We start from the raw sequence: 20,881 nt of genomic DNA, 5'->3' as shown, positions 1-20,881 counted from the left end.
TTTATTCCTGAACAGGAGGAGTTTCCCGATGATTTATGACTGGTATATACAGCAGCAGATGCAGGCTGCGACAGGTATTGAGCTGGAGGATGAAGATTTCACCTGGCAGTTCAGGGGCGTCGCGTCCGACCACGTTAACACGTATATGCTGTTTGAGCGTGAGAAGATGCTGACGGTGATGGAAGCCATGCTGGGTTCACTGGAAAGTGACGAGGCCACGGTGACACGCTGCCGGCAGGTACTGACGCTGTGGATAACCGGACTGGATACGCTGGCCCGTGAGCGAAATACTACAGAGATGCTGCCGCGGGTTCACCCCCACAGCAGCGGGCAGGCTGACCAGTTGCTGAACGGTGATATCCGGCCGCTACAGCAGTGCAGCGAGGAGGACTATCTTCGCCTGACCGGCCAGACGGATTTACCGGAAAACCAGCGAATACCGCAGAAGACCTTTAATGCCACGGAGAAATACTGGCAGCGGTTTGAGGCCTGGCTGGGACGCCAGTTGCGGGAGACAACGGAACGCTGCTTCCGGCAGCTGAGCCGGTTTGTGGAGAACTGTAACTTCGAACCGCGTGTACTCCGGGAGTACAGGGGAGAATATGGGGTCATCAAAGTTGGCGTCATGCCACAGGATATCGGGGCCATAGATGTGCTGGAGTTCGATCCGGATTACATTGTGTCCTGGGTGGATAAAGTGGCGGACGGCGCGTTCACGCCGGTGCAGTTTGTGGCGAATGTGTTCTACAGGAACGGCGTGCAGATGGCGTCGTTCCGGGGAGACACGGAGGTGGAGGATATCGACCACCTGACGGCAAAAGACTACGTTGACGTGGTGGGGCAGGCGGTTGAGTGGGTGCGTGAGCAGTTTGATGAACCCGTTGCAGCCAGCCGACCCGTAGCACAACTACCGCGTCTGGCCGCATAATCCGGTATGACAGTGTAAAACAAAACCTGGTGGGCTGCCCTGCCAGGTTTTTTATTTCCCGGCCACAGGCACCAGAGGGAATTGATTTTTCGCTTCTGCAGGCAGTAGCATTTTCAGTGGTATCCGGTGTACTGAATGCACGGGTATTTAACGTCAGCGTTACCGGGAAGGGATAATAACACGGGTAGCATTATTCATTATGATTTTATTTAAGAATCATTAATTGCGTCATTTTCCGGGCTGTGACGGTTAACGATGCTGATAATACAATATGACAGGAGATAACCCCACGTGAATATGAAATTTATGGAGATGACCCGGCAGGCAGCAGATATGGAGCGTCAGAGAGCGTTTAAACAGGCCGGTGAGTTATGGAAACAGGCACTGTTCGTGGCAAGAAATGACACTAACGCGGAATATTGTCGTCTCAGGGCTGACTTCTGCCTGAGCAGTATGTTTACACGGCATGCTCAGTATTAACGTCAGTAATAAACAACACTCAGTGAGGGGATATTATGACAGTAAAAGAGGAACGTCCGGTTAAAAATAAAAGCATGATGACGGCGGGGGACATTTATGCCAGGGATTATGCGAGCTGTAAGCTGGCCCGCCAGTTCTGGAGTCTGCTCTACGGAGTGCGGACGAAAGATAAAATACAGACAGACGGAGATATATAAGGCTCTCTGGTCTGTTATTACGCTGCCTTCATTCTGTTTATGAAATAAAAACTTACAAATATGCCCTGTACGCATTCTGCCTGCAATACGTAGCTTCATCGTGTCAGCAGACAACAAAATCTTCTGACAGTTCACTCTGAAGAGGAAAAAATAATGAAAAAGTTAACAGTGGCATTATCAGCAGTGGCAGTGACGGTCATGATGGCAGGAATGGCCGATGCGGCAGAGGTTTACAACAAAGACGGAAATAAACTTGACCTTTACGGAAAAGTTGATGGTCTGCACTATTTTTCCAAAGATAAAGGCGACGATGGCGACCAGTCCTATGCCCGTTTTGGTTTTAAGGGCGAAACGCAGATTAATGACCAACTGACGGGGTACGGTCAGTGGGAATATAATATTCAGGCTAATCATGATGAAGGCAGCACAGAAGGAAATGCCACCCGCCTGGCGTTTGCCGGTCTGAAATTTGCTAATTTTGGCTCCATTGATTATGGCCGTAATAATGGTGTTATTTATGACATTGGTGCCTGGACCGACGTGCTGCCTGAATTTGGTAATGACACCTATGAAGAGGCAGACAGGTTTATGACCGGGCGTGCAAACGGTCTCCTGACGTACCATAACACGGATTTCTTTGGTCTGGTTGACGGGCTGAATTTCAGTCTGCAGTACCAGGGTAAAAACGGGGGAGAGGGAGAAAGTAATAACGGCAAGGACCGTGAAGCAAAACACCAGAATGGTGACGGTTACGGTATGTCCGTGACCTGGGAAGGCGATGCCGGATTTGGCGTGGGGACGGCATACAGTAATTCCCGTCGCACATATGAACAAAATAGCGCTGTTGCTAAACGGGCAGAAGTCTGGACTGCGGGTCTGAAATACGACGCCAATAATATTTATCTGGCAGCCACCTATGCTCATGCCGTCAATACACAGTGGTTTGAAGCTGACAAGAACAGCCAGATGGCCATGGATTTTGGAGCGACGGATCTCTTTGCTCATAAAACTGACAGCTACGAAATTGTCGCACAGTATATGCTTGATTTCGGGCTTCAGCCGTCCATTGCTTACCTTCAGTCTAAGGCAAAAGATACGAGTTATGGTGACTTCGATCTTGTGAAATATGTTGATGTAGGTGCCACCTATAACTTCAACAAAAACATGTCCGCCTATATTGACTATAAAATCAACCTGCTGAAAGACAATAACCCGGCGGGTCTGGGTACTGATAACCTGGTGGCGACCGGTCTGGTGTATGAGTTCTGAGAACTGATACCCGGGGGAAGGACGCAGATCATTAACCCTCGATCTGTATGCCTGCTGTTATTTTGTTCATTTTTCGGACACTCAGGGACACTGCATGGTGTCCCTTTTTTAATACCTGGTATATCAACAGGTTAACCGTTTTCCTGTGATCCCCGCGTTGGGGAATAAAATTAGCTTCAGAGTACTTATAATGTTCTGCTGTTTTATACGTTGCAGTATGTATAAGCGGTATAATATGCAACAGGAAAGATATGCACTACCCGTTATTACGGGGATTACTGGTGTAAGACGCCAGCGCAGTCGTGATGCTGACAGTGACTTCCCGGATCTGGTACAGTTGTGGAGAGATTTGTTACTCCGGAGGTAACCATGCAAAGATTTTATAAAATAAATTACAGATGGGAATGTAAAAAACGGAAACCATGTGATGATGTTCTTCTGGAAGCGGTTATTACTTCAGCTATAACTATACAGACAGAAAATACCCTTCTTCGATGGCTGGATGAACAGGAGAAAGGATGCACCTGTGTTGATGGAAAAAACGTCACATGCTGGTACTGTGGTGGAGTATGGCTTCATTACACGATTAATGAAAATGCTGTTTCTTTATACATGCATTCAGGCGGCGAAGATGCTTTTGACTCTCTGGCTTACTGTGCAAATAAAATCGCTGACGTTTTATATCAAAAACACCCTGATATCACCATCAGATGGATTGAACATCCCCACAGACGTAACAGTCTTAAGGAAACAAGAAAATTATGATATTCCGGGCATCATAGAGAAATCAGCACCGATTGCTTATGTGTACTCAGGGCAATCGCATCTAAATAGATGAAGCTTTCCCCAGCGCATGAAGCAGGAAGGCATTATCCCAGCCAGCACGCTTCCGGCGGCTTTTGACTCCTACTTTAGATTTTGTGTGTTTGAGCAGATTGAGGGCGATTTTACTCAACAACGCCATATTTGAAGTGGCATTACCTTCCCGCATACGTTGTTGATCTTCTGAGAAGGCTATGTCGAGACACCAGTGCAGTCCGTTCTCAACCTGCCAGTGCGCCCGGACGGCATGAGCGATGCGTTCCACCTCACTGGCTGGTAATGAGCTGAGAAAATAGCGCGTTTCGTAGCTGATTTTCTCACCCGTATGTCGTTCACTTTGTACTCGTACCAGACTTTGCAGGTCAGTCCATAACGCGCGACTGGTAAGCCATTCGACATCAACAGTTTCAACCACGCGACGTTCAATCCGACCATGGCCTGCATCGGTATCATCATGCCGATATTTTTTCTCAGGATGACTCTCGCACCAGTCAAAATAACGTTGGGTATCATCAAACAGTTCCCGCTGATTACCTTTCAGACTCAGCACTTAATCTGCTCCGGCTTCCCTGATATTCGATGTGATTTTCTTTTGGCAGCCCATAGCATCCAGTGTCACCAGACAGCCGGATAATGTGAGGCGTTTCAACAACTCAGGAATAGCGGTTATTTCATTTGATTTGGTACCGACTTTAACCTGGCCGAGTACCAGGCGGTTGTGGGCAGAAAATGCACTGACAAGATGGACTGCGGCTTTACTGCATATTCGCATGAGATCGATCACTGATTCGCATCCAACTCCGATCGGCAACGGTGCGAAATCGTGATCGGCATCGATGCGCGTATGCAGCTTTACCATTCGCTTTATCGAGAGAACGACGCATCGTTTTACCATCAATGGCAACAATGTCGTCGCTCCAGTCAGAAACCAGTGTCTGTACCCATGCCGTAAATCCTTCCGCAAAAGCACGAGGGTCAAGAGCAGCGAAAACTCTGCCAAAAGTATCATGTGAAGGAATACCATTACTCAGATCGATTATCTGGCTAAAGAATCTTCTTTGGCATAAGCAAAATCTTCAATTTCAGTCCAGTTTTCCGCACCACACATGACCGCACATATAGCTATAGTGAGGATGTTTTCCAGCGGATGAAGCTGTGTTCGTTTAAATCTGGGGTCTTTAAGGTGAGAAAAATGCTGCAATAATGGCTGAGTTGGTGACCCAGTAAAAATTACAACAGAACACATGCAGACTCATTCAGTCAAGCTGATTTAGGTGCGATTGCCCTGCCATACAATCCACGAGTACTGGCAAACATTCAGCCACTGACACAGGTGAGGAGATAAAGCCGCAGATGTAAAACAAACTATAAATATTTCAACGCTTGAGTAATGTGTTAACCATTTAGGTACTTTTATCATGACCCCCCCTCGTCAACGAAACACACAGTGCTAAACAACCCGGATAGTTAAAAAATCGTGCTGGCAGTGCGTAGTTGTCAAGGGGAACTAACTGGCTGTATGGCTACGAACGGCGCAACCAATACCGCTACTCAGGCAGCCGAATACACTCACCATCAATAGCGTCTTTTTCCCCGTCACTATCACGAACTACAGCACACTGACCGGGCAGGCCGTAGCGGATTACGGTTGCTGTAGTTTCACCGTGAAGAGTATTCCGCGTTTCCCTTATCCTGATTCTTTCCAGCAGCCCGTCTTTTACCATTGCTTCAAGTGTTCGTCTTGCGGATTCGAGGTTGTGACGGTTGTGATATGAACCATAAAGCAGGAACGTCACACCGGACACATCAAATGGAGGCGAGCCAATCTCAAGTGTCACCCATTCGTGGTTATCCGGTTCAAAGTAACTCAGTATCGTTTTCTTGTTGTTGGTCAGTCTCATGGTGGGGGATTCCTTATTGTATGACAGTACCATCCTACAATAAGAATTTTCTGAAGTGTTGCAATTGTGGTGCTGAAAGTGTGATGTTTTGTTAATGCTTCTCATTTAACACTAAACACGATGCAGGGCAGCAACATGACAATACTCACTGACATATACAATCGCCTTGATGTAATAGATGACCTTATCGAATTACAAAAACCGTATTTTCATCACGGGCAGATTATCAGCGACCAGATAACGGCACTTATTGGCTATGTGGAGCACGTAACCGCCGTGATGAAGGAGCGCCAGCGGCGACACAAACTAACAGATATTGAGGCTGGTTATATTCTTCCGGCGCTTGATGAGATTAATACATTGATGAGCGAAAAATTGAGTAAGGGAGAAAAACCCGACGAGCGACTAAGCGACAAGCTAACGGATCTTATCGGACTTGTTGGCTGGTGGATACTCCATATAGAGAACCGCGACGCAGGGAGGGTGAGCCGATGAAACCGGATGAACTGGAAAGGCTGTATAGCGTATCGGCGCAACTGAAAAAAGGGATTGAACATATCAAAACGGGACGGGTTGATGTGGGCAGAACATGGATTGAAGAAGCAGCCAGATCGTTAAATATCCTTCTACGAATTGCGGAGGCTGAAAGTGGTAAGGAGCTATCAGGTAATGAGTAAGGCAGAACACAAAAAACGAATAAGAAAGCTAATGATCCACGCCATCAATGAAGCGATAAGAGCTGGCGTTCTTCCTTTGATGTTCAGATACAGGAGAATGACAGCCGAGGGGTACGCAAATATAACCGTATGCGGCAAGCCTACAGTAATAAACTGGTGTGATACCGGACATGATGAATTCAGGGTTAGTGTCTGGTGGGATTACCGATCGGATTTACTGCCAGAAAAAAACAGATACGAACCTGTAGACCTTTCGTTATTACTTCCCGACGTGAATCGCGATCGCTTTCGCTTCATAGTTGGCGCGTGTGCTAGTTTCTATTTTGACTACAAGCACAAGGGTATACTGTCAGACAGAGGGAAAGAGTTTTTTGCGGTTTATGTTCGCGAGTCTACAGCCATCTATATAGACGAACTGGAAGACGTGGAGCCTTTCAGTTATTCCATATCAGAACTATCAAGACCACTGCAAAGAATAATCACATCACCAGCGGGCGGGAAGCATGGGAAATATTTCAAATGACAAGACTGAATAAAATTCATTTCTTACTTATGGATATCAACAGAACCAGACCAGGAAAAAGTAAGAGCGATAAAATAACTTCACTTATTGAATATGTAAATCTATTAAACGAAGATGTAAAAAACATACGCAGTAATCTTAAACATCCTTATTTAGATGAAAATAAAATCATTCATGCGTTACTTGAAATTCAGATACAGACAAGGCTAATGCAGATAGGCGAGGCTAAAAGTTTTCAGGAGATGGCCGTGTATCTTTTTAATATTCGGATACTGATAGAAAATACAGCGCAACTAATCCGAGACCGCCTAGACTGGCCCCCTGAATCTCCAGACAGTTGGTATCACTTAAATTAGTGATAGTTTTAATACTAGTTTTTAGACTAGTCGTTGGAGTCCGGATGATTAATGTTTTAGGCCCAGAGAAACGCAGACGGCGCAGTGTTCAGGAAAAAATCGCCATTGTTCAGCAGAGCTTTGAGCCCGGAATGACCGTATCGCTGGTCGCCCGTCAGCATGGCGTTGCTGCCAGTCAGCTGTTCCTGTGGCGTAAGTAGTATCAGGAAGGTAGCCTCACAGCCGTTGCCGCAGGAGAACAGGTTGTGCCCGCGTCGGAACTGGTATCTGAGATGAAGCAAATTAAAGAGCTGCAGCGCCTGTTGGGCAAAAAAACCATGGAAAACGAGCTGCTGAAAGAAGCCGTTGAATATGGCCGACAAAAAAAGTGGATAGCGCATGTGCCCTTGTTGCCGGAGGATGGCGAATAAGTCTTGTCAGTCGTTGCCTCCGGGTATCACGTGCGCAACTGCATGCCATGGCCCGACGGTCAAAGGACTGGCAGGATTGTCGGTGCAAGCGCAAACCTGATGATACTGAAGCGCTGGCCTGTATCCATACCGTTATCGGCGATCTGCCCACCTATGGTTATCGTCGGGTATGGGCACTGCTGCGCAGACAATCAGAAACTGACGACATGGCGGTGCTGAATGCCAAACGCGTATACCGAATCATGCGTCAGAATGCGCTGTTGCTTGAGCGTAAACCAGCAATACCGGCCTCGAAGCGGGCGCATAGAGGGAAAGTAGCCGTTGGAGAAAGTAACCATCGGTGGTGCTCTGACGGCTTCGAGTTCAGCTGTGATAACGGTGAAAAACTGTGGGTCACGTTCGCGCTGGACTGTTGCGATCGCGAGGCACTGCACTGGGCAGCCAGTACCGGTGGATATGACAGTGAAACCGTGCAGGACGTCATGCTGGATGCAGTGTAGCGTCGCTTCGGTAACAGTCTGCCAGCATCCCCCGTTGAGTGGCTGACAGACAACGGTTCAGCCTACCGTTCTCATCAGACGCGTCAGTTCGCCAGAATGGTAGGACTGGAGCCTAAACATACGGCGGTACGCAGTCCGGAAAGCAACGGGATGGCGGAGAGCTTCGTGAAAACGATGAAGCGCGATTACATCAGCATCATGCCGAAGCCCGACGGGTTAACAGCGGTAAAGAACCTTGCGGAGGCCTTCGAACATTACAACGAATGGCATCCGCATAGTGCACTGGGATATCGTTCGCCACGGGAATATCTGCGGCGGCGAACCAGTAATGGGTTAAGTGATAAAAAGTGTATGGAAATATAGGGGCCAATCCACTGATATTATGTACTGCTTTTCCGGTACAGGGCGACGGAACCCGCGAGGATAAGCAGAAATGTCCCACTGATACGGTTCATCCATTTGATGCCATTAGCTTTCCAGATCCTGACAGACTTTTTACCCAATGTGGCATAGCTCAGCATCACCGTCACGTCGATTGAAACAATAACGGCCGCCAGACTGGCATACTGTGGTAAAGCAGGTTGTGTCATATTTACGAACTGCGGGAGTAATGCTGTCATGAATATATAATATTTGGGGTTACTCATGGCAACAAAAAAGCTTTTCAGGAAAAGCGCCTGTGGTGCAGGAGCTACATCTCCCCTGTTACCAGGTAGAGAAGAATCGGAAGAAAGCAACATTTGTAAGCCAATAAAGGCAAGCCATAGAGTCCCGATCCATTTCAGAGTCACAAAAAGCGTTTCTGATGCAGTGAGTACCACACCAAGCCCCAGCCAGACAAGGGCAACCAGAAGTATATCTGCAACTACCGCGCCAGATATTCCCCATACAGCCCGTTTGATACCAAAGCGGGCAGCATTATTGAGGGACAACAGAACAGTCGGGCCCGGTGTTACGATACCGGCTGACATAATTAGAGCAAAAGCCATAAGTGCAGTCAGGGACATAGAGTGAACCTCGCCAAAAATTACAATATACCAGCAGAAATACAGGTCTGATCATTGTTAAAAAACCCGTTATACCATTATTTACCTCCGTCTGGTACGGCAGTTACTGCCCGTTATCCATTTTGTACAGACCTTTTTTACCCGCACTGTGCGGATAACCTTCAGGGCGCTGGTGACCAGCTCCAGTTGTTCCGCGCTGACCTCACCCAGGAAGTCCAGCTCTCCACCGCACTCCGGGCAGCAGGTTTCGGCAGGCTCCAGCCGGTTTATCTCGCGGGGAAGGTGTTCCGGGAACGGGCGACGATGCCGTGATTGCCTTAGCTGGCGGGGAACCTGTGGATCTGTTTCCCGCCCGCTCTTACGGTCGCTTTCGCTCTCCTGTTGTTTAAGCAGGGCTTCGGCTTTTTCAACCTGTCGGCGAAGTTTTTCTGAACGGGTACCGAACAACATCCGGCGCAGTTTTTCCAACTGGGCACGAAGACGCTCGATTTCGCGTTCACCTTCTTCAACTTTTTCTTCGGCACGGGCGAGCGCTGTGCGCAGGAAGGCCTCCGTCTCTTCGATAAGACGGAGCTGAGTATCTTTCTGACGTAGCTCCTCAGCCTGCTGGATGAGCAGTCTCTCAAGTTCAGCAAGACGGGCGGGAAGTGGTTTATTCATTCCCGCCTTATAATATTTTCAGCCTGTAAATTACAACATTTTCAGGATATTGCGGCGGGAAGTTTTTGGCTGACGCCAGTCCAGCTTGTCAAGCAGCAGGGTGAGTTGTGAGCGGGTCAGGACGATCTTTCCATCTCTGGCAGCAGGCCAGATGAAGTGCCCTTCCTCAAGTCGTTTTACATACAGGTTCATGCCGTCGTTATCGGCCCAGAGCACCTTTACCATATCGCCTTTCCGGCCCCGGAAGATAAAGATATGGCCGGAGTGGGGGGGGGTCATTCAGTACAGACTGTACCTGCTCCCCCAGTCCGTTGAAGGATTTACGCATATCCGTCACACCGGCAACCAGCCAGATACGACATTCTGATGGCAGATTCATCACTTTTCTGTCCTCCCGGTCAGTTCGCGGAGCAGTACTGCCAGTAGTTCTGATGACGGTTTTTCCAGCGTCATTTTACCGTAACGGAACTCCACGCAGCAGGAAGCTGCATTCAGCACAGGTAACAGCTCCGGCTCTGTTTTTAATTCGCCTGATGGTGTCGTGTCAGATATCACCTCAACAGGAAGCAACGTCGGTGATGTTGAAGTGTTTATGGTTGCGGGAAGACGACGTGATACGCGACCTTCCTTCTGCCAGAGTCGTAGCCATTTGAAGATAACGTTGTCGTTGATGCCGTTTTCACGGGCAATCTGCGCAATGCAGGCATCAGGGCGGGAAGCAAGTTCAACTATACGAAGTTTGAAGTCGTTCGAGTAAATTTTACGGGGTTCTTTCGCCAGGATTGAGATTCCATACTTAGATGTCCGTCTGTACAGGTGGACGTCTAAGTTACCAGCACTGGCTTAAAGGCTACATACGGCGGTCAGTTTACGCTTACCCGGACTGAGTTATTGTCGCCTAATACATGAGTTGTATGCATCCCGAGGAGATATTTCGGTCCAGGAGATTGCGGGGAAAACGGGACCTTCGTACGGTGCCGTCAGTTACATCCTGTACGCCGCCAGCCGGAAAACAAGGCAACTGTACACCTGGGTAAGATTTATTGAGTTTGAGACAGAGGAGCGCGTAAGGTTTGGTATACAGGCGGAACTGGTTGACGCCCGCCGTACCTGCCTGGAAAGGCTGACCAGCGAGCCGTGTACGCAGGATATCTGGCTGCTGGACGGTACGCATTTTACGGCAAGGAATATTTATTTTACCGAACGGATAACGTCAGCGGACGCCAGAAACCGGAGAGGGTGGCAGAACGTTACCGCTCCGGGTTAACTGCGGAATGTCTGACCATAACGTCTGGCGGGGAAGCGGAATGCCCGTTCCCCGCAGCAGGTATCAGTGCAGCAGTGTGTTGTCCGGCAGCCTGAATAAATCAACTTCGTGGTTTAACTGTTCAGTCAGTTGCTGCAGAGCGCTCACCAGGGAGGTGGACTGTTCTGCCATCCGGTTATTCTGCTGAGTTATCCGGTCAACTTCATTCTCGGCCATGCGGGCCTGCTGTATTCCCCTGTTCTGTTCTTCAGAACTGATGGCGATTTCCCCGATAACGTGCGAGACGTTGCTGATGGAATCATTCATTGTACTCATGGATACTTCAGCATTCTCCGCCAGAGCCACCCCCTCCTGTATCAGGGTGGTGGCGGAGGTGATGAGCGCGGCGATATCTTTTGCGGACTCCGCACAACGCAGGGCAAGGATCCTGACTTCGCTGGCCACCACGGCAAGGCCGCGTCCCTGCTCTCCGGCTCTGGCGGCTTCCACTGAGGCGTTATCTCCGACAGCGGCGCGCATCTCTTTATCGTTCTGTAATCAGATATAGACCAATACTCTGTAACTTCTCCAGCGTTTCCGTATACTCCCTTACTGGCTGAGATTGTTCGACAATACCTGCTCCGGCCTGAAGAGCGAAACCGTCTTCTAAATGATAGAGTGAGCGCAATACCAACGCGGCATCCAGTGCGCCGTCACTATCCAGCATTAATACGGTACCACTGTAAGCCCCTCGAGGTTCAACTTCTCGAGTCGCGATGGCTTCCAGTGCTGCACGTTTCGGAATGCCAGATGCAGTCACTGCCGGGAACAGTGCTTTCAGTCCATCCCAACAACTGCGTCCTTCGGCCAGTGTGCCCTGGAGTTGTGATGCCAGATGCTGTACTGTTCCACGAGGCAAAACCTGCATAAATTTTTGTACACTCACGCTGTTCGGAACACAAACCTGTCGTAATTCGTCAAAAGCTAACTTTACAGAGACAGCATGTTCAGCGATTTCTTTCGTATCGCTAATCAATTCTTCACGCAGTCGGGTATTCTCTTGCTCGTCTGCTTTAAGCGCGCGAGTTCCTGCTAGTGGTTGTGTGGAAAGAATCCCTTGCGCAGTGCTTTCTACAATGGTCTCTGGACTAAATCCCATGAATTGATGTTGGTTATAATTGACCAGGAACGAACGGGCCGGGGTGTTATGGCGCCGGCCGAAGTGGTAGCTGGCGACCAGATCCAGCGATTCATCAAGGAATATCCGACGTGAGAGGATCACTTTTTGGTACTTTCCGTGCTGTATATCTTCAATGGCCTCTTTTACCTGCTGCTTATAGGTCTCAGAATCATCCTGACTCAACCTTTCACGCACATCAAGATGACGTCCCGGCTCTAATTCAACCGGTGTATAGATGTGATCGGCTGCCATCAACTGCTCACGAAGCAGTGCGATCTCTGTGCTATTTGTGGCTTTTAAATGTGCCTTGCCTTCGGTCAACATCAGTTCAAAACGCGGTATTAATAGTTGAAGCAGTGGTCGTTTGGTAGGAACTTGCGCTGGTAAATCATGAAACAGATATGACAATTCGAAATCACCGACACCCAGGGCACGCCAGCGTGAAAAAGGCAGCGCATTCAGTGCCTGTTGCAAGCTGTGCAGATAATCATGTTGATGGCTAAAGCGCTGACATTTCCCCGGCATTAGCAATTCACAGCGGTCTTTGTAGAGGTGTATCTCCGCTAAAGCATCGAATCCAATGTGCCAACATGCATCTTTTTCATATGCCAGACATTTTTCCGGACGAAGAGCCAGAAAATTACAGACAACATCAAGGGGAGAGGCATGCAACGGCATTTCCTCAGCTAATACAGGGAGAGGTCTGTAGTCACTCATCGATTGAAACAGGTGCAGGTCAGCATTATCGGTTTGCTGTCGAGCCATCACGGCCAATTGACGGCGATCAATTTTACCCACTGGAGTAACAGGCCAGTTGGCGACGGACAATAACTGATCTGGGAGTTTAAAATTACTCAATCCTTGTTGCTGTAGGAAAATGCGTAACTCAGCCAGTGAAATACGATGACGCTCAGAAAGGCAGACGCAGATTCGTTCTACCAGGTCTGAGTCCTTCACACCCACGACAACACAGTCTTCAATATCTGGATGTCGGGCTATACATTGTTCTAGTTCCGTACAACTTACTTTTTCACCTGCGCGATTAATTAGTTCTTTGATACGGCCTTCAACAATGACATTCCCCTCCGCAGTCAGTCGGACTAAATCTCCGGATCGGTATTCGCCCGTTTGGGTAAAGCTAGTGAGATTTTGCTGCGGTGCACAGTAGTAGCCTGTGATGGTATAGGGACCTTGTGTTAATAACTCACCTGTTTCACCTATACCCACTTCATGGTTATCTGCGTTGACAACGCGCAACCGATCCCATTGAGAAGCTGGACGTCCTTGTGTATGCATTATCACTTCTGGAGCATCATCCAGGCGGGTACAGCAGATAAGACCTTCTGCCATACCAAATACTTGCTGAAGTTGGCACCCTAATTCTGGTTTTACGCGAGCTGCCAGCGTGCTTTCCAGTTTGGCCCCACCCACTTGTAATAACCTTAAAGAACTTAAATCGCTTTCATCCCACGTCCGGTACTCCAGCCAGAGTGCTAATAACGGTGGAACAAGTGATGTCATGGTAACCCGGTGCTGTTCAACAAGCGGGAAAACTTCATCGCAGGAGGGGGTTCTCGCCATCACAATTTTTCCTCCCGATTGAAGTACACCAAGAATACCCGGACAGGAAAGTGTGAAGTTATGAGCGGCGGAGAGTGTAACAAGATATACCGTGTCGGTGTTCGTTCTGCATATCTCAGCCATTATGCTTACATTGTACAGATAATCAGCATGCGTACGAGGGATCAGCTTAGGTGTTCCCGTACTCCCTCCTGAAAGCAGTAGCAGGGCGATATCCTCCATATCCACAGTGGGGGCATCTTGTTGATTGAGTGGAGCACACTGACAGAAAGATCTTAACGTACAGTCAGGATCATCCGCTTGATATACGACCACCTGTTGTAGGGTGGGGAGGCATTCAGCAATGCGTGTGGCCAGTGGTTGAAAATCATGTGCCAGATAGTGATCTGGATGTATCCACATGCGTGGATGTGCGATCTGGCACAATGTTTCTAAATCGTTTTCCCCTTGTGTTGGCATGGCCAGTACTGGTCTCACACCCAGTCTGAACAGAGCGAATAACGCCACCAGAAATCCGATGGAATTGGGGAGTTGAAGTAGGACATTGTCACCTTTACGCACTCCTGCCTGATGAAGGTAATTGGCGAAACGATCAGACTTATCCGCCAATTCGAGATAGGTCATTTGGTCCGGGCCACAGCATACCGCAGGTCGTCCTGTAAATTGCTCTGCGAGGTGGGAGAGTAAAGAGCCAAGGGTTATATCAGGCCAGTTAACGGGCTTTTCGCGTGCAATGGCTTTTTTTAGCAACTTATTCATATGAATTTTCCTGTTTTCAATAGAGAAATATACTGGTTTTTATTGTGCTGTCAGAATTTAACTCCAAAAACGATTTAAGAGAAATATAAATGCCGTCAGGGTTGCTAGTTCTACGCTAAAAATGATAATGATTATTACTATCATTGATGCCATGCTATAAAACAACATAACTAAACCAAAGCGCAACATATTTTGACTATCTCATGCAGGTGGAGAGGAAAACGATGTTTCAGGGGATAAGTCGACGTTCATTAATCAAAAATATGGGACTGCTGGCTGGCAGTGCCTTATTTTCTAATGGCTTGTATTCAATGGATAAAACTCCAAGTAAGGGAGGAGTGTTACGTGCAGCCTTTACAGGTAGTAATAGTGGCCCGGCGAATATGCTTACCGCAACGCATACACCTTTGGGATACGTCCGGGCCCGACTGCTTTGGGACACATTAGCTGACACTCAGAACGGAAAAATTGAATACCGATTAATGGAATCAGCCGAGCCAGATTCATCTGCAATGCGCTGGACGCTGAAAATTCGTTCGGGCATCACTTTTAGTGATGGCAGAACGCTGTCCGCCAGAGATGTGCTGTACAGCCTGCGACAACTTGCGAATACCCCAGGAGCCCAGAGTGGTTGGCTGGCTCCTCTGGACGTGTCAGCTTCGCGTGTACAGGATGCGCAGACCCTGACGCTACAACTGAAGCAGCCTGTGGGGGCGTTTGACTGGAGACTGGCGCAGGGAATGATGGTTTTTCCAGAGGACAGTAAGTCCGGGCGGCAGGCACCTGGTAGTGGTGCCTGGATACTGGGAGAACAGAATTCGACGGTGACTAAACTGTTGCCACGCCATGATTATTGGGACGCTGCAAGTGGTCCATGGTTGGATCGTATCGAACTGTATGCAGTTGATGATATGAATGCCCGGATGAATGGTTTGAAAGCAGGACAATTCAATTATGTAGCAGAGATTGGCCTCGTCAATGCACATAGTGAACAACGTAATTCACAAGTACAAGTGCTCGTTGCTCCTGAAGATGAGTGGAGATGTTTGGCGTTTTCAATGAATCTTAGCGCTGAGCCGTTCAACCATCCTGAGGTAGTTGAAGCGCTAAAACTGGCAATTAACAGAGAGGAGATGGCTCGCATACTGGGTTTCGGCTTTGGACAAAGCGCAAACGATGCATTAGGCACTGGACAGTACTGGTACGCGCCTGATTTGCCAAAGCGCCATTACGATCCTGAAAAAGCAAAGGGCTTGTTGCAAAAAGCAGGGATCGTTCCTCGCACCAGTATTCGAACCAGCAATTTTACTTGGGGGTTTGCGGAGAGTGCCACTCTGCTATTGCGCCAGTCTGTGTCAGCAGGCTTTTCTTTGACTGTAAATAAACTACCCGTTGCCGATTTTTACAGTGATATTGCTGAGTTGATAAACGCACCGCTAAAAACCAGCACATTTCCGGCCATGCCACTGCCAGTTGTACTGCCTTTCTATTATGGCAGTAATGCGCCGTATTCGTTTACAGGGCCGGCATCGCCACAGCTGGATGTGTTAATGCAGGTTCTTCAGGCGGCACGTGGGGACGCTATGACGCAGGCGATTCACGATGTACAGCATTACCTGTATCAGCATGGCGGCGATGCCATTTTTGCTCGTCTGCCGTCGGTTGCACTGGCTACAAAGGATGTCCGAGGTATTCGTAGCGGCGGCGCGTTTGAATATCCGTTACTGCGAGGCGCCTGGCTGGAGTCATAAAATGGGCTGGAAAATCATAGGCAAACTGGGGTGGATGTTGTTCTCGTTGTTAGCGCTTTCACTGTTGGTGTTCGCTACTCTTGAACTGGTCAAAGGCGATGCTGCCAGTATGCGGCTAGCAGGACAGGGTAGTGCTTCGCAGATCTCAACTTTGCGCCATGAGATGGGGCTGGATCGCCCTTTTGTTATCCGGTATGTCAGTTGGGTAATGGCGGCTATACACGGAGATTTCGGCCACAGCCGGGTGAGCAATCTGGCTGTCAGTCAGATTATTGGCGAAAAAGGTGCGGCTTCGTTACTGCTGGGGGGGGGGACATTGGTACTGATGGTTCCACTGACGCTGTTCCTGGGGGGCTGGAGCGGACTACATGCTGGCAAACGTAGCGACCGTTTAATAGGAACGCTTACGTTGACATTGCTGACCGTTCCCTCTTTTGTCACAGGGACACTGCTGGTACTGATCTTTTCTTTTATGTTGCACTGGTTACCCGCGTTGTCGCTGTTGTCAGAAAATGCTGGCATATCTCAATGGGCGCAGGCCATGATTTTGCCGACGTTGACTTTGCTTAGTGTATGTCTGGCGCAAATGGTGCGTGTGCTTCGTGCTGGTGTGATTAGTGCCTCAGAGAGTGAAGCGACGCAAATGGCTCGTCTCAACGGCATCCAGGAGTGGCGAATTGTTCTGTTCTGGATCATGCCAGTCGCACTGATTAACTTTTTGCCTCTGTTAGCCCGATATATTGCAACCTTACTGAGTGGTGCGCTAATCGCCGAAACATTATTTGCATGGCCCGGCTTGGCCAGCGCATTGCTAGACGCAACGCAGAATCGTGATACTCCGGTGGTCATGGCTATTGCCATGCTGGTTTGCCTGTTGACCGTTAGCCTGAATATGCTGGCTGATTTGGCGGTCGATTATCTGAGCATGAATAGGGAGGAGGCATGATTTTTTCTCCTTTACAGCGGGTGGGGGGAGTGATGATCGGCATTATGCTGTTGCTGACACTTGCCGGGCCGCTTTTGGCGACATTGAACGCAAACAATGAACCGGGTTTGCCATTTGAGCCAGTTTCGGGACAGCACTGGCTCGGTACCGATTATTTGGGTGAAGATGTATTAAAGCGCTTGTTGCAGGGGGGGGCCATGCTGGTACTGGTTGCCTCTTTGGTGGTGGTGGGGAGTTGGCTGATTGCTGGTTCACTGGCGATGTTCGCGACACTGCGTGGCGGTGTCTGGGATCGCATATTGCGTCAGATGGCTGATATGTTACAAAGCCTTCCCGGCATGCTTTTACTAATGTTGGTTGTTGTGGTACTTGGTCCCGGTTATGCAAGCGCGGCAATTGCCGCGGTGCTTATATCGGGCATTGATATTCTGCGACTTGCACGCGCAGCCACTTTACAGGTGATGCAGCATGATTATATAGATATAGCCAGGTTGCGTGGGGAATCGCTGGCATGGATGGTGCGTTATGAGGCCTCTCCTGCACTTGTACCGTTGGTTACTGCCGATCTCGGGGTTCGTTTTGTTAATGCTTTGTTTATTGTGGCGACCGCCAGTTTTCTTGGATTGGGTGCCCAGTCTCCACAGGCTGACTGGGGATTAATGATCATGGAGAATCGTCAGGGGCTGACATTGCAGCCGTTGGCGGTTATAGCCCCCGTTATCGCACTGTTGCTGCTCTTGCTACCGGTAAATATCCTGCTTGACAGTCTGTTAACCCCCTCCTTGCAAAAAAACAAAAATCGGCCGACGGTAATGGGTAATACACCGCCTACAGATCATGCGCTGTTAATAGTACAAGATTTGAGCCTCAGTATCGGCACAATGACGTTATTACACGCTGTGAATCTGACAGTAAAAATTGGAGAGATCGTAACTCTTTCAGGAGCCTCAGGCAGTGGTAAAACTACACTGTTACATAGTCTGCTGAACGATTTACCCCGTGGCTGCCACCGGGTGAGCGGACAAGTCTGGATTGCCGGACAGACCATGTTGGGGCTTTCTACTCTCGACAGCCGTAAAATGCGTCGCCGCTACATTGGATACATGGCACAGGATCCGCGTGTGGCATTGCCTGCACATCAGCGGATTGGGCGTACCCTTACCCATCGGGCCCGGTCGCTGGGTTTTTCCAGCACAGAAATCTCCCGCAGTCTTCCCGGTCAGTTAACTCGTGTTGGCTTGCCAAGTCATCGTGCATTTTTATTGCGTTATCCGCATCAACTTTCGGGTGGACAAAGGCAGCGAGTGTTGCTGGCACTTGCGCTCTGCGGTGATCCACAATTACTGTTGTTGGATGAGCCAACCAGTGCCCTTGACGCAGAGAATACGGCTTTACTTTATAGACTGATTAGGCTGCTGGCCCAGGAAAAAAAAATCGCTGTCTTGATGGTTGCGCACGGGCTGGATGCCATTCGTCAAACCGCTGACCGTGTGGTAGTTATGGCACATGGGGAATGTCAGGAGTCGACCGATTGTCAGAGTTTCTTCCGTCAGCCGCGTAGCGAAGCGGGTAAACGCCTTCTTGCCGCTAGTGTGCCGTGCCAGCCACCTATACAGAATACAAAAGATACTCAGTCTGGTCTGCAAGTTCGGGGGTTACAGTTGCAGTTACCTTCGCGTCAGGTATTGCATCGTGATATTACTTTCTCACTTCCGGTCGGCGGTTGTTTAAGTATTGTCGGCCCTTCCGGATGTGGTAAAACCACGCTTCTCCGTGGAATATTAGGTCTTCAGCCTGCAGCGGAGGGCACGATTTACTGGCAGCAGCAATCTCTTTCACTACGGCTTAAAGATCGGTCACGCGGTCAACGACAGCTCATGCAGTATGTCCCGCAGAATCCTTATGATTCATTGAATCCTTTCTGGTTGGTTCGGCATTTGTTATTACGGCAATTGATAATATTTCAGCCGAACCTGCGAGGTTTGGAGTGTGAAGAAGTGCTGCTGGCGATGATGAACAAGGTTGGACTTTCTCCGGATCTGTTATCCCGGCGAGTGCGTCAGCTATCCGGTGGCCAGCGCCAGCGAGTTGCGCTTGCCCGCGCGTTGCTGGCTCGCCCACAGTTGCTGATTTGCGATGAAGTTACCAGCGCGCTGGACAGTGAAAATCGTCAAGCTTTGCTACGGCTGTTGAATACATTGCGTGAGCGCGAGCAAATGACGTTGATTATGGTCACGCATGACCGTGCGATGCCTGCTGAGTTGGGGGGCGACATTTTACAATTGGGCAGCGCATTAGCGCAGATCATTCCTGCCGGATTTCAGATGCCAATGTTGGCTTTAAGGAGTCAGAAGTGAGTAAAACACTCTGTCAAAATAGAACTCGACGCCTGGCTTTTACAATGTTTGCAGTTATCGTATTGGTTATCAGCTGTGGTGCTGTCTTCGTCAGTTGGTTATGGCTATCGTTTATCCTCATTTTAGTACCTGTCTTGAGTTACATTGGTTTGCCTGAGGGAGATCGTTTTCAGATATTACCGATCTCTACGTTAATTCGATATCTGGATGGTTGTACTGGTAACGTCTGGAACGCGAATCTGTTATCTCAGCGAACATTTCTGAAGTATGAACAAAAGGATGAATATATTCATCCTCAATTTCTTAGAGAAAAATTAAATATAAATGTGTGGAGTAATGCTATTCCCCGATTTTTATACTCTTATGAAGAATAAGGTTATTATTGTTTTCCTGGCCCTTTTCATTTCTTGATGCAAAAGATAAAGAAAAGCAATGCATTAATTTTTTACTTATTTCGTGAGTAAGAATGCTGACGAGGTTGTGGTAATACTCATATGAAAATGGCAGTTTGCTTTCATTTTATATATGGCAATTAATCGGGTTAGTGATTAACCGCTAAAAATATGGTGACTTCAGGAGAATTATAATGAATTCCGCCTGGTTGCGGCATGCACCTGTCTTATCGACGGCACGAATCAAACTATTTTGCCTACCTCACGCGGGGGGAAATGCGTCCTTATATCAGTCCTGGCTACCGTTGTTACCCTCCACGGTGACTTTATGCCAGGTCTGCCTTCCCGCCCGTCTCGAACGTTTTGGGCAACCGATGCCGGATAGTTTCCCGGCGTTGATCAGGATTCTGGCGGATGAGATTCAGCCTGTCATCGACGGTCCCTGGGCTATTTTCGGTCATAGTATGGGTGGTGCGGTGGCACATGAGTTGGTGCTGGAATTGTCTCGCCGTGGCGTACCCGAACCCGAATTGTTGGCTATCTCGGGGCGGGAGGCACCGCAGTTCCATCAGGCGGGTACCCTTCACCAACAGAGCGATGAGGCGTTATGCCGTGAGTTGATCCGGCTCGACAGTGATAACGTCCGCGCATTAGAACACGCTGAAATGCGTGAATTTATCCTGCCCGCTATTCGCGCGGATTATCGTCTGATTGAAACCTATCGTGCTACCCCATGTGGTGTACTGGGTTGCCCTCTGGCGATTTTCTGGGGAACAGACGATGAAGAACTGAGCGAGATGACAACATCCGGTTGGAGGATCTGGAGCGAAGGTGCTTTTCATCAACGTTGTTTTCGAGGCGGGCATTTCTATCTTAATCATCATCGCCAGGCAGTGGTTCGCGCATTATGCGACTTATTGCCCTCTACATATTGACACG

20 protein-coding genes and 5 pseudogenes are annotated in these 20,881 nt (G+C 48.9%); 16 read left to right on the top strand and 9 right to left on the bottom strand.

Translation table 11 applies throughout. The features are described 5' to 3' along the window. Window positions 1-28: 28 nt before the first annotated feature. The 5 genes from HV477_RS13950 to HV477_RS13930 all read left to right on the top strand — a co-directional run bounded on the left by HV477_RS13950 (window position 29) and on the right by HV477_RS13930 (window position 3,639). Complete coding sequence (locus tag HV477_RS13950; protein WP_175065114.1) at window positions 29-928, top strand: hypothetical protein; 900 nt, start codon at window positions 29-31, stop codon at window positions 926-928. Between the two features lie 297 nt (window positions 929-1,225). Further along, window positions 1,226-1,408: an ANR family transcriptional regulator gene (locus HV477_RS13945; protein ID WP_254621669.1), complete on the top strand. Its 183-nt coding sequence runs from the start codon at window positions 1,226-1,228 to the stop codon at window positions 1,406-1,408. Between the two features lie 35 nt (window positions 1,409-1,443). Continuing rightward, window positions 1,444-1,605: a hypothetical protein gene (locus HV477_RS13940; RefSeq protein ID WP_175065112.1), complete on the top strand. Its 162-nt coding sequence runs from the start codon at window positions 1,444-1,446 to the stop codon at window positions 1,603-1,605. Between the two features lie 153 nt (window positions 1,606-1,758). Beyond that, entirely contained in the window at window positions 1,759-2,874 is a 1,116-nt protein-coding gene (gene ompC / locus HV477_RS13935) for a porin OmpC (RefSeq protein ID WP_175065111.1), read from the top strand. Window positions 2,875-3,243: 369 nt separating this feature from the next. Further along, complete coding sequence (locus tag HV477_RS13930) at window positions 3,244-3,639, top strand: hypothetical protein (protein ID WP_175065110.1); 396 nt, start codon at window positions 3,244-3,246, stop codon at window positions 3,637-3,639. Window positions 3,640-3,700: 61 nt separating this feature from the next. On the opposite strand, the pseudogene HV477_RS28430 reads toward HV477_RS13930, so the two are convergent. The 3 genes and pseudogenes from HV477_RS28430 to HV477_RS13920 all read right to left on the bottom strand — a co-directional run bounded on the left by HV477_RS28430 (window position 3,701) and on the right by HV477_RS13920 (window position 5,597). Beyond that, window positions 3,701-4,468: pseudogene (locus tag HV477_RS28430) on the bottom strand (ISAs1 family transposase). Beyond that, window positions 4,452-4,942: pseudogene (locus HV477_RS29015) on the bottom strand (ISAs1 family transposase). Before HV477_RS29015 ends, HV477_RS28430 begins: the two co-directional pseudogenes overlap by 17 nt. Window positions 4,943-5,243: 301 nt before the next feature. Next, window positions 5,244-5,597, bottom strand: coding sequence for a hypothetical protein (locus tag HV477_RS13920; protein ID WP_175065109.1), 354 nt, complete (start codon window positions 5,595-5,597; stop codon window positions 5,244-5,246). A 135-nt stretch (window positions 5,598-5,732) separates the two neighbouring features. On the opposite strand from HV477_RS13920, the gene HV477_RS13915 reads away from it, so the two are divergent. From HV477_RS13915 to HV477_RS13895, 5 genes and pseudogenes are all read left to right on the top strand, one after another. Further along, entirely contained in the window at window positions 5,733-6,092 is a 360-nt protein-coding gene (locus tag HV477_RS13915) for a hypothetical protein (protein ID WP_175065108.1), read from the top strand. Next, a complete protein-coding gene (locus HV477_RS13910) occupies window positions 6,089-6,274 on the top strand; it encodes a hypothetical protein (RefSeq protein ID WP_175065107.1) in 186 nt (61 codons plus the stop codon). Before HV477_RS13915 ends, HV477_RS13910 begins: the two co-directional genes overlap by 4 nt. Then, on the top strand, window positions 6,267-6,797 hold the full coding sequence (locus HV477_RS13905) for a hypothetical protein (protein WP_175065106.1): 531 nt from the start codon (window positions 6,267-6,269) through the stop codon (window positions 6,795-6,797). Before HV477_RS13910 ends, HV477_RS13905 begins: the two co-directional genes overlap by 8 nt. Next, complete coding sequence (locus HV477_RS13900; protein ID WP_175065105.1) at window positions 6,794-7,153, top strand: hypothetical protein; 360 nt, start codon at window positions 6,794-6,796, stop codon at window positions 7,151-7,153. The genes HV477_RS13905 and HV477_RS13900 overlap by 4 nt, the downstream gene beginning before the upstream one ends. A 44-nt stretch (window positions 7,154-7,197) precedes the next feature. Beyond that, window positions 7,198-8,426 (top strand): annotated as a pseudogene (locus tag HV477_RS13895) (IS3 family transposase). Between the two features lie 17 nt (window positions 8,427-8,443). Here HV477_RS13895 and HV477_RS13890 read toward each other — a convergent pair. From HV477_RS13890 to HV477_RS13875, 4 genes and pseudogenes are all read right to left on the bottom strand, one after another. Then, complete coding sequence (locus HV477_RS13890; protein WP_175065104.1) at window positions 8,444-9,070, bottom strand: LysE family translocator; 627 nt, start codon at window positions 9,068-9,070, stop codon at window positions 8,444-8,446. Between the two features lie 120 nt (window positions 9,071-9,190). Further along, window positions 9,191-9,730: pseudogene (locus HV477_RS13885) on the bottom strand (IS66 family transposase zinc-finger binding domain-containing protein); the annotation flags it as partial. Between the two features lie 30 nt (window positions 9,731-9,760). Beyond that, a pseudogene (gene tnpB / locus HV477_RS13880) lies at window positions 9,761-10,112 on the bottom strand (IS66 family insertion sequence element accessory protein TnpB). Further along, window positions 10,109-10,519 (bottom strand): transposase, encoded by a 411-nt coding sequence (locus HV477_RS13875; protein WP_175065141.1) that lies wholly within the window; start codon window positions 10,517-10,519, stop codon window positions 10,109-10,111. Before HV477_RS13875 ends, tnpB begins: the two are co-directional and overlap by 4 nt. 121 nt (window positions 10,520-10,640) lie before the next feature. On the opposite strand from HV477_RS13875, the gene HV477_RS13870 reads away from it, so the two are divergent. Then, the gene (locus HV477_RS13870; RefSeq protein ID WP_175065103.1) at window positions 10,641-10,997 is read left to right on the top strand and encodes a hypothetical protein; all 357 of its coding nucleotides are present in this window, start codon (window positions 10,641-10,643) and stop codon (window positions 10,995-10,997) included. A gap of 63 nt (window positions 10,998-11,060) precedes the next feature. Here the strand turns inward: HV477_RS13870 and HV477_RS13865 are convergent, their stop codons facing one another. Next, window positions 11,061-11,516 carry a methyl-accepting chemotaxis protein gene (locus HV477_RS13865; protein ID WP_175065102.1) on the bottom strand — a complete coding sequence of 152 codons (456 nt, stop codon included), beginning with the start codon at window positions 11,514-11,516 and terminating at the stop codon, window positions 11,061-11,063. A gap of 4 nt (window positions 11,517-11,520) precedes the next feature. Continuing rightward, window positions 11,521-14,496 carry a salicylate synthase gene (locus tag HV477_RS13860; protein WP_175065101.1) on the bottom strand — a complete coding sequence of 992 codons (2,976 nt, stop codon included), beginning with the start codon at window positions 14,494-14,496 and terminating at the stop codon, window positions 11,521-11,523. Between the two features lie 224 nt (window positions 14,497-14,720). Here HV477_RS13860 and HV477_RS13855 point away from each other — a divergent pair, with 224 nt between their 5' ends. The 5 genes from HV477_RS13855 to HV477_RS13835 all read left to right on the top strand — a co-directional run bounded on the left by HV477_RS13855 (window position 14,721) and on the right by HV477_RS13835 (window position 20,877). Then, window positions 14,721-16,247 carry an ABC transporter substrate-binding protein gene (locus HV477_RS13855; protein ID WP_175065100.1) on the top strand — a complete coding sequence of 509 codons (1,527 nt, stop codon included), beginning with the start codon at window positions 14,721-14,723 and terminating at the stop codon, window positions 16,245-16,247. Window position 16,248: 1 nt separating this feature from the next. Continuing rightward, window positions 16,249-17,193: an ABC transporter permease gene (locus HV477_RS13850; protein ID WP_175065099.1), complete on the top strand. Its 945-nt coding sequence runs from the start codon at window positions 16,249-16,251 to the stop codon at window positions 17,191-17,193. Next, window positions 17,190-19,550, top strand: coding sequence for an ATP-binding cassette domain-containing protein (locus HV477_RS13845; protein WP_175065098.1), 2,361 nt, complete (start codon window positions 17,190-17,192; stop codon window positions 19,548-19,550). Before HV477_RS13850 ends, HV477_RS13845 begins: the two co-directional genes overlap by 4 nt. Continuing rightward, the gene (locus HV477_RS13840; protein ID WP_175065097.1) at window positions 19,547-19,924 is read left to right on the top strand and encodes a hypothetical protein; all 378 of its coding nucleotides are present in this window, start codon (window positions 19,547-19,549) and stop codon (window positions 19,922-19,924) included. The genes HV477_RS13845 and HV477_RS13840 overlap by 4 nt, the downstream gene beginning before the upstream one ends. Before the next feature lie 212 nt (window positions 19,925-20,136). Next, window positions 20,137-20,877, top strand: a complete 741-nt coding sequence (locus HV477_RS13835; RefSeq protein WP_175065096.1) for a thioesterase II family protein — start codon at window positions 20,137-20,139, stop codon at window positions 20,875-20,877. The last annotated feature ends 4 nt before the right edge of the window (window positions 20,878-20,881 follow it).

Origin of the sequence: Salmonella sp. SG203 (genome assembly GCF_013350575.1) — a bacterium.
Taxonomy (GTDB): Bacteria; Pseudomonadota; Gammaproteobacteria; order Enterobacterales; family Enterobacteriaceae; genus Salmonella; species Salmonella enterica.
Note: the sequence above shows the minus strand (reverse complement) of the source record. Positions and strands in the feature narration are given on the sequence as shown.

Coding starts and splice junctions, on each gene's coding strand:
- HV477_RS13950 (WP_175065114.1), top strand. CDS start 29: ATGATTTATGACTGGTATATACAGCAGCAGATGCAGGCTGCGACAGGT.
- HV477_RS13945 (WP_254621669.1), top strand. CDS start 1,226: ATGAAATTTATGGAGATGACCCGGCAGGCAGCAGATATGGAGCGTCAG.
- HV477_RS13940 (WP_175065112.1), top strand. CDS start 1,444: ATGACAGTAAAAGAGGAACGTCCGGTTAAAAATAAAAGCATGATGACG.
- ompC (WP_175065111.1), top strand. CDS start 1,759: ATGAAAAAGTTAACAGTGGCATTATCAGCAGTGGCAGTGACGGTCATG.
- HV477_RS13930 (WP_175065110.1), top strand. CDS start 3,244: ATGCAAAGATTTTATAAAATAAATTACAGATGGGAATGTAAAAAACGG.
- HV477_RS13920 (WP_175065109.1), bottom strand. CDS start 5,597: ATGAGACTGACCAACAACAAGAAAACGATACTGAGTTACTTTGAACCG.
- HV477_RS13915 (WP_175065108.1), top strand. CDS start 5,733: ATGACAATACTCACTGACATATACAATCGCCTTGATGTAATAGATGAC.
- HV477_RS13910 (WP_175065107.1), top strand. CDS start 6,089: ATGAAACCGGATGAACTGGAAAGGCTGTATAGCGTATCGGCGCAACTG.
- HV477_RS13905 (WP_175065106.1), top strand. CDS start 6,267: ATGAGTAAGGCAGAACACAAAAAACGAATAAGAAAGCTAATGATCCAC.
- HV477_RS13900 (WP_175065105.1), top strand. CDS start 6,794: ATGACAAGACTGAATAAAATTCATTTCTTACTTATGGATATCAACAGA.
- HV477_RS13890 (WP_175065104.1), bottom strand. CDS start 9,070: ATGTCCCTGACTGCACTTATGGCTTTTGCTCTAATTATGTCAGCCGGT.
- HV477_RS13865 (WP_175065102.1), bottom strand. CDS start 11,516: ATGCGCGCCGCTGTCGGAGATAACGCCTCAGTGGAAGCCGCCAGAGCC.
- HV477_RS13860 (WP_175065101.1), bottom strand. CDS start 14,496: ATGAATAAGTTGCTAAAAAAAGCCATTGCACGCGAAAAGCCCGTTAAC.
- HV477_RS13855 (WP_175065100.1), top strand. CDS start 14,721: ATGTTTCAGGGGATAAGTCGACGTTCATTAATCAAAAATATGGGACTG.
- HV477_RS13850 (WP_175065099.1), top strand. CDS start 16,249: ATGGGCTGGAAAATCATAGGCAAACTGGGGTGGATGTTGTTCTCGTTG.
- HV477_RS13845 (WP_175065098.1), top strand. CDS start 17,190: ATGATTTTTTCTCCTTTACAGCGGGTGGGGGGAGTGATGATCGGCATT.
- HV477_RS13835 (WP_175065096.1), top strand. CDS start 20,137: ATGAATTCCGCCTGGTTGCGGCATGCACCTGTCTTATCGACGGCACGA.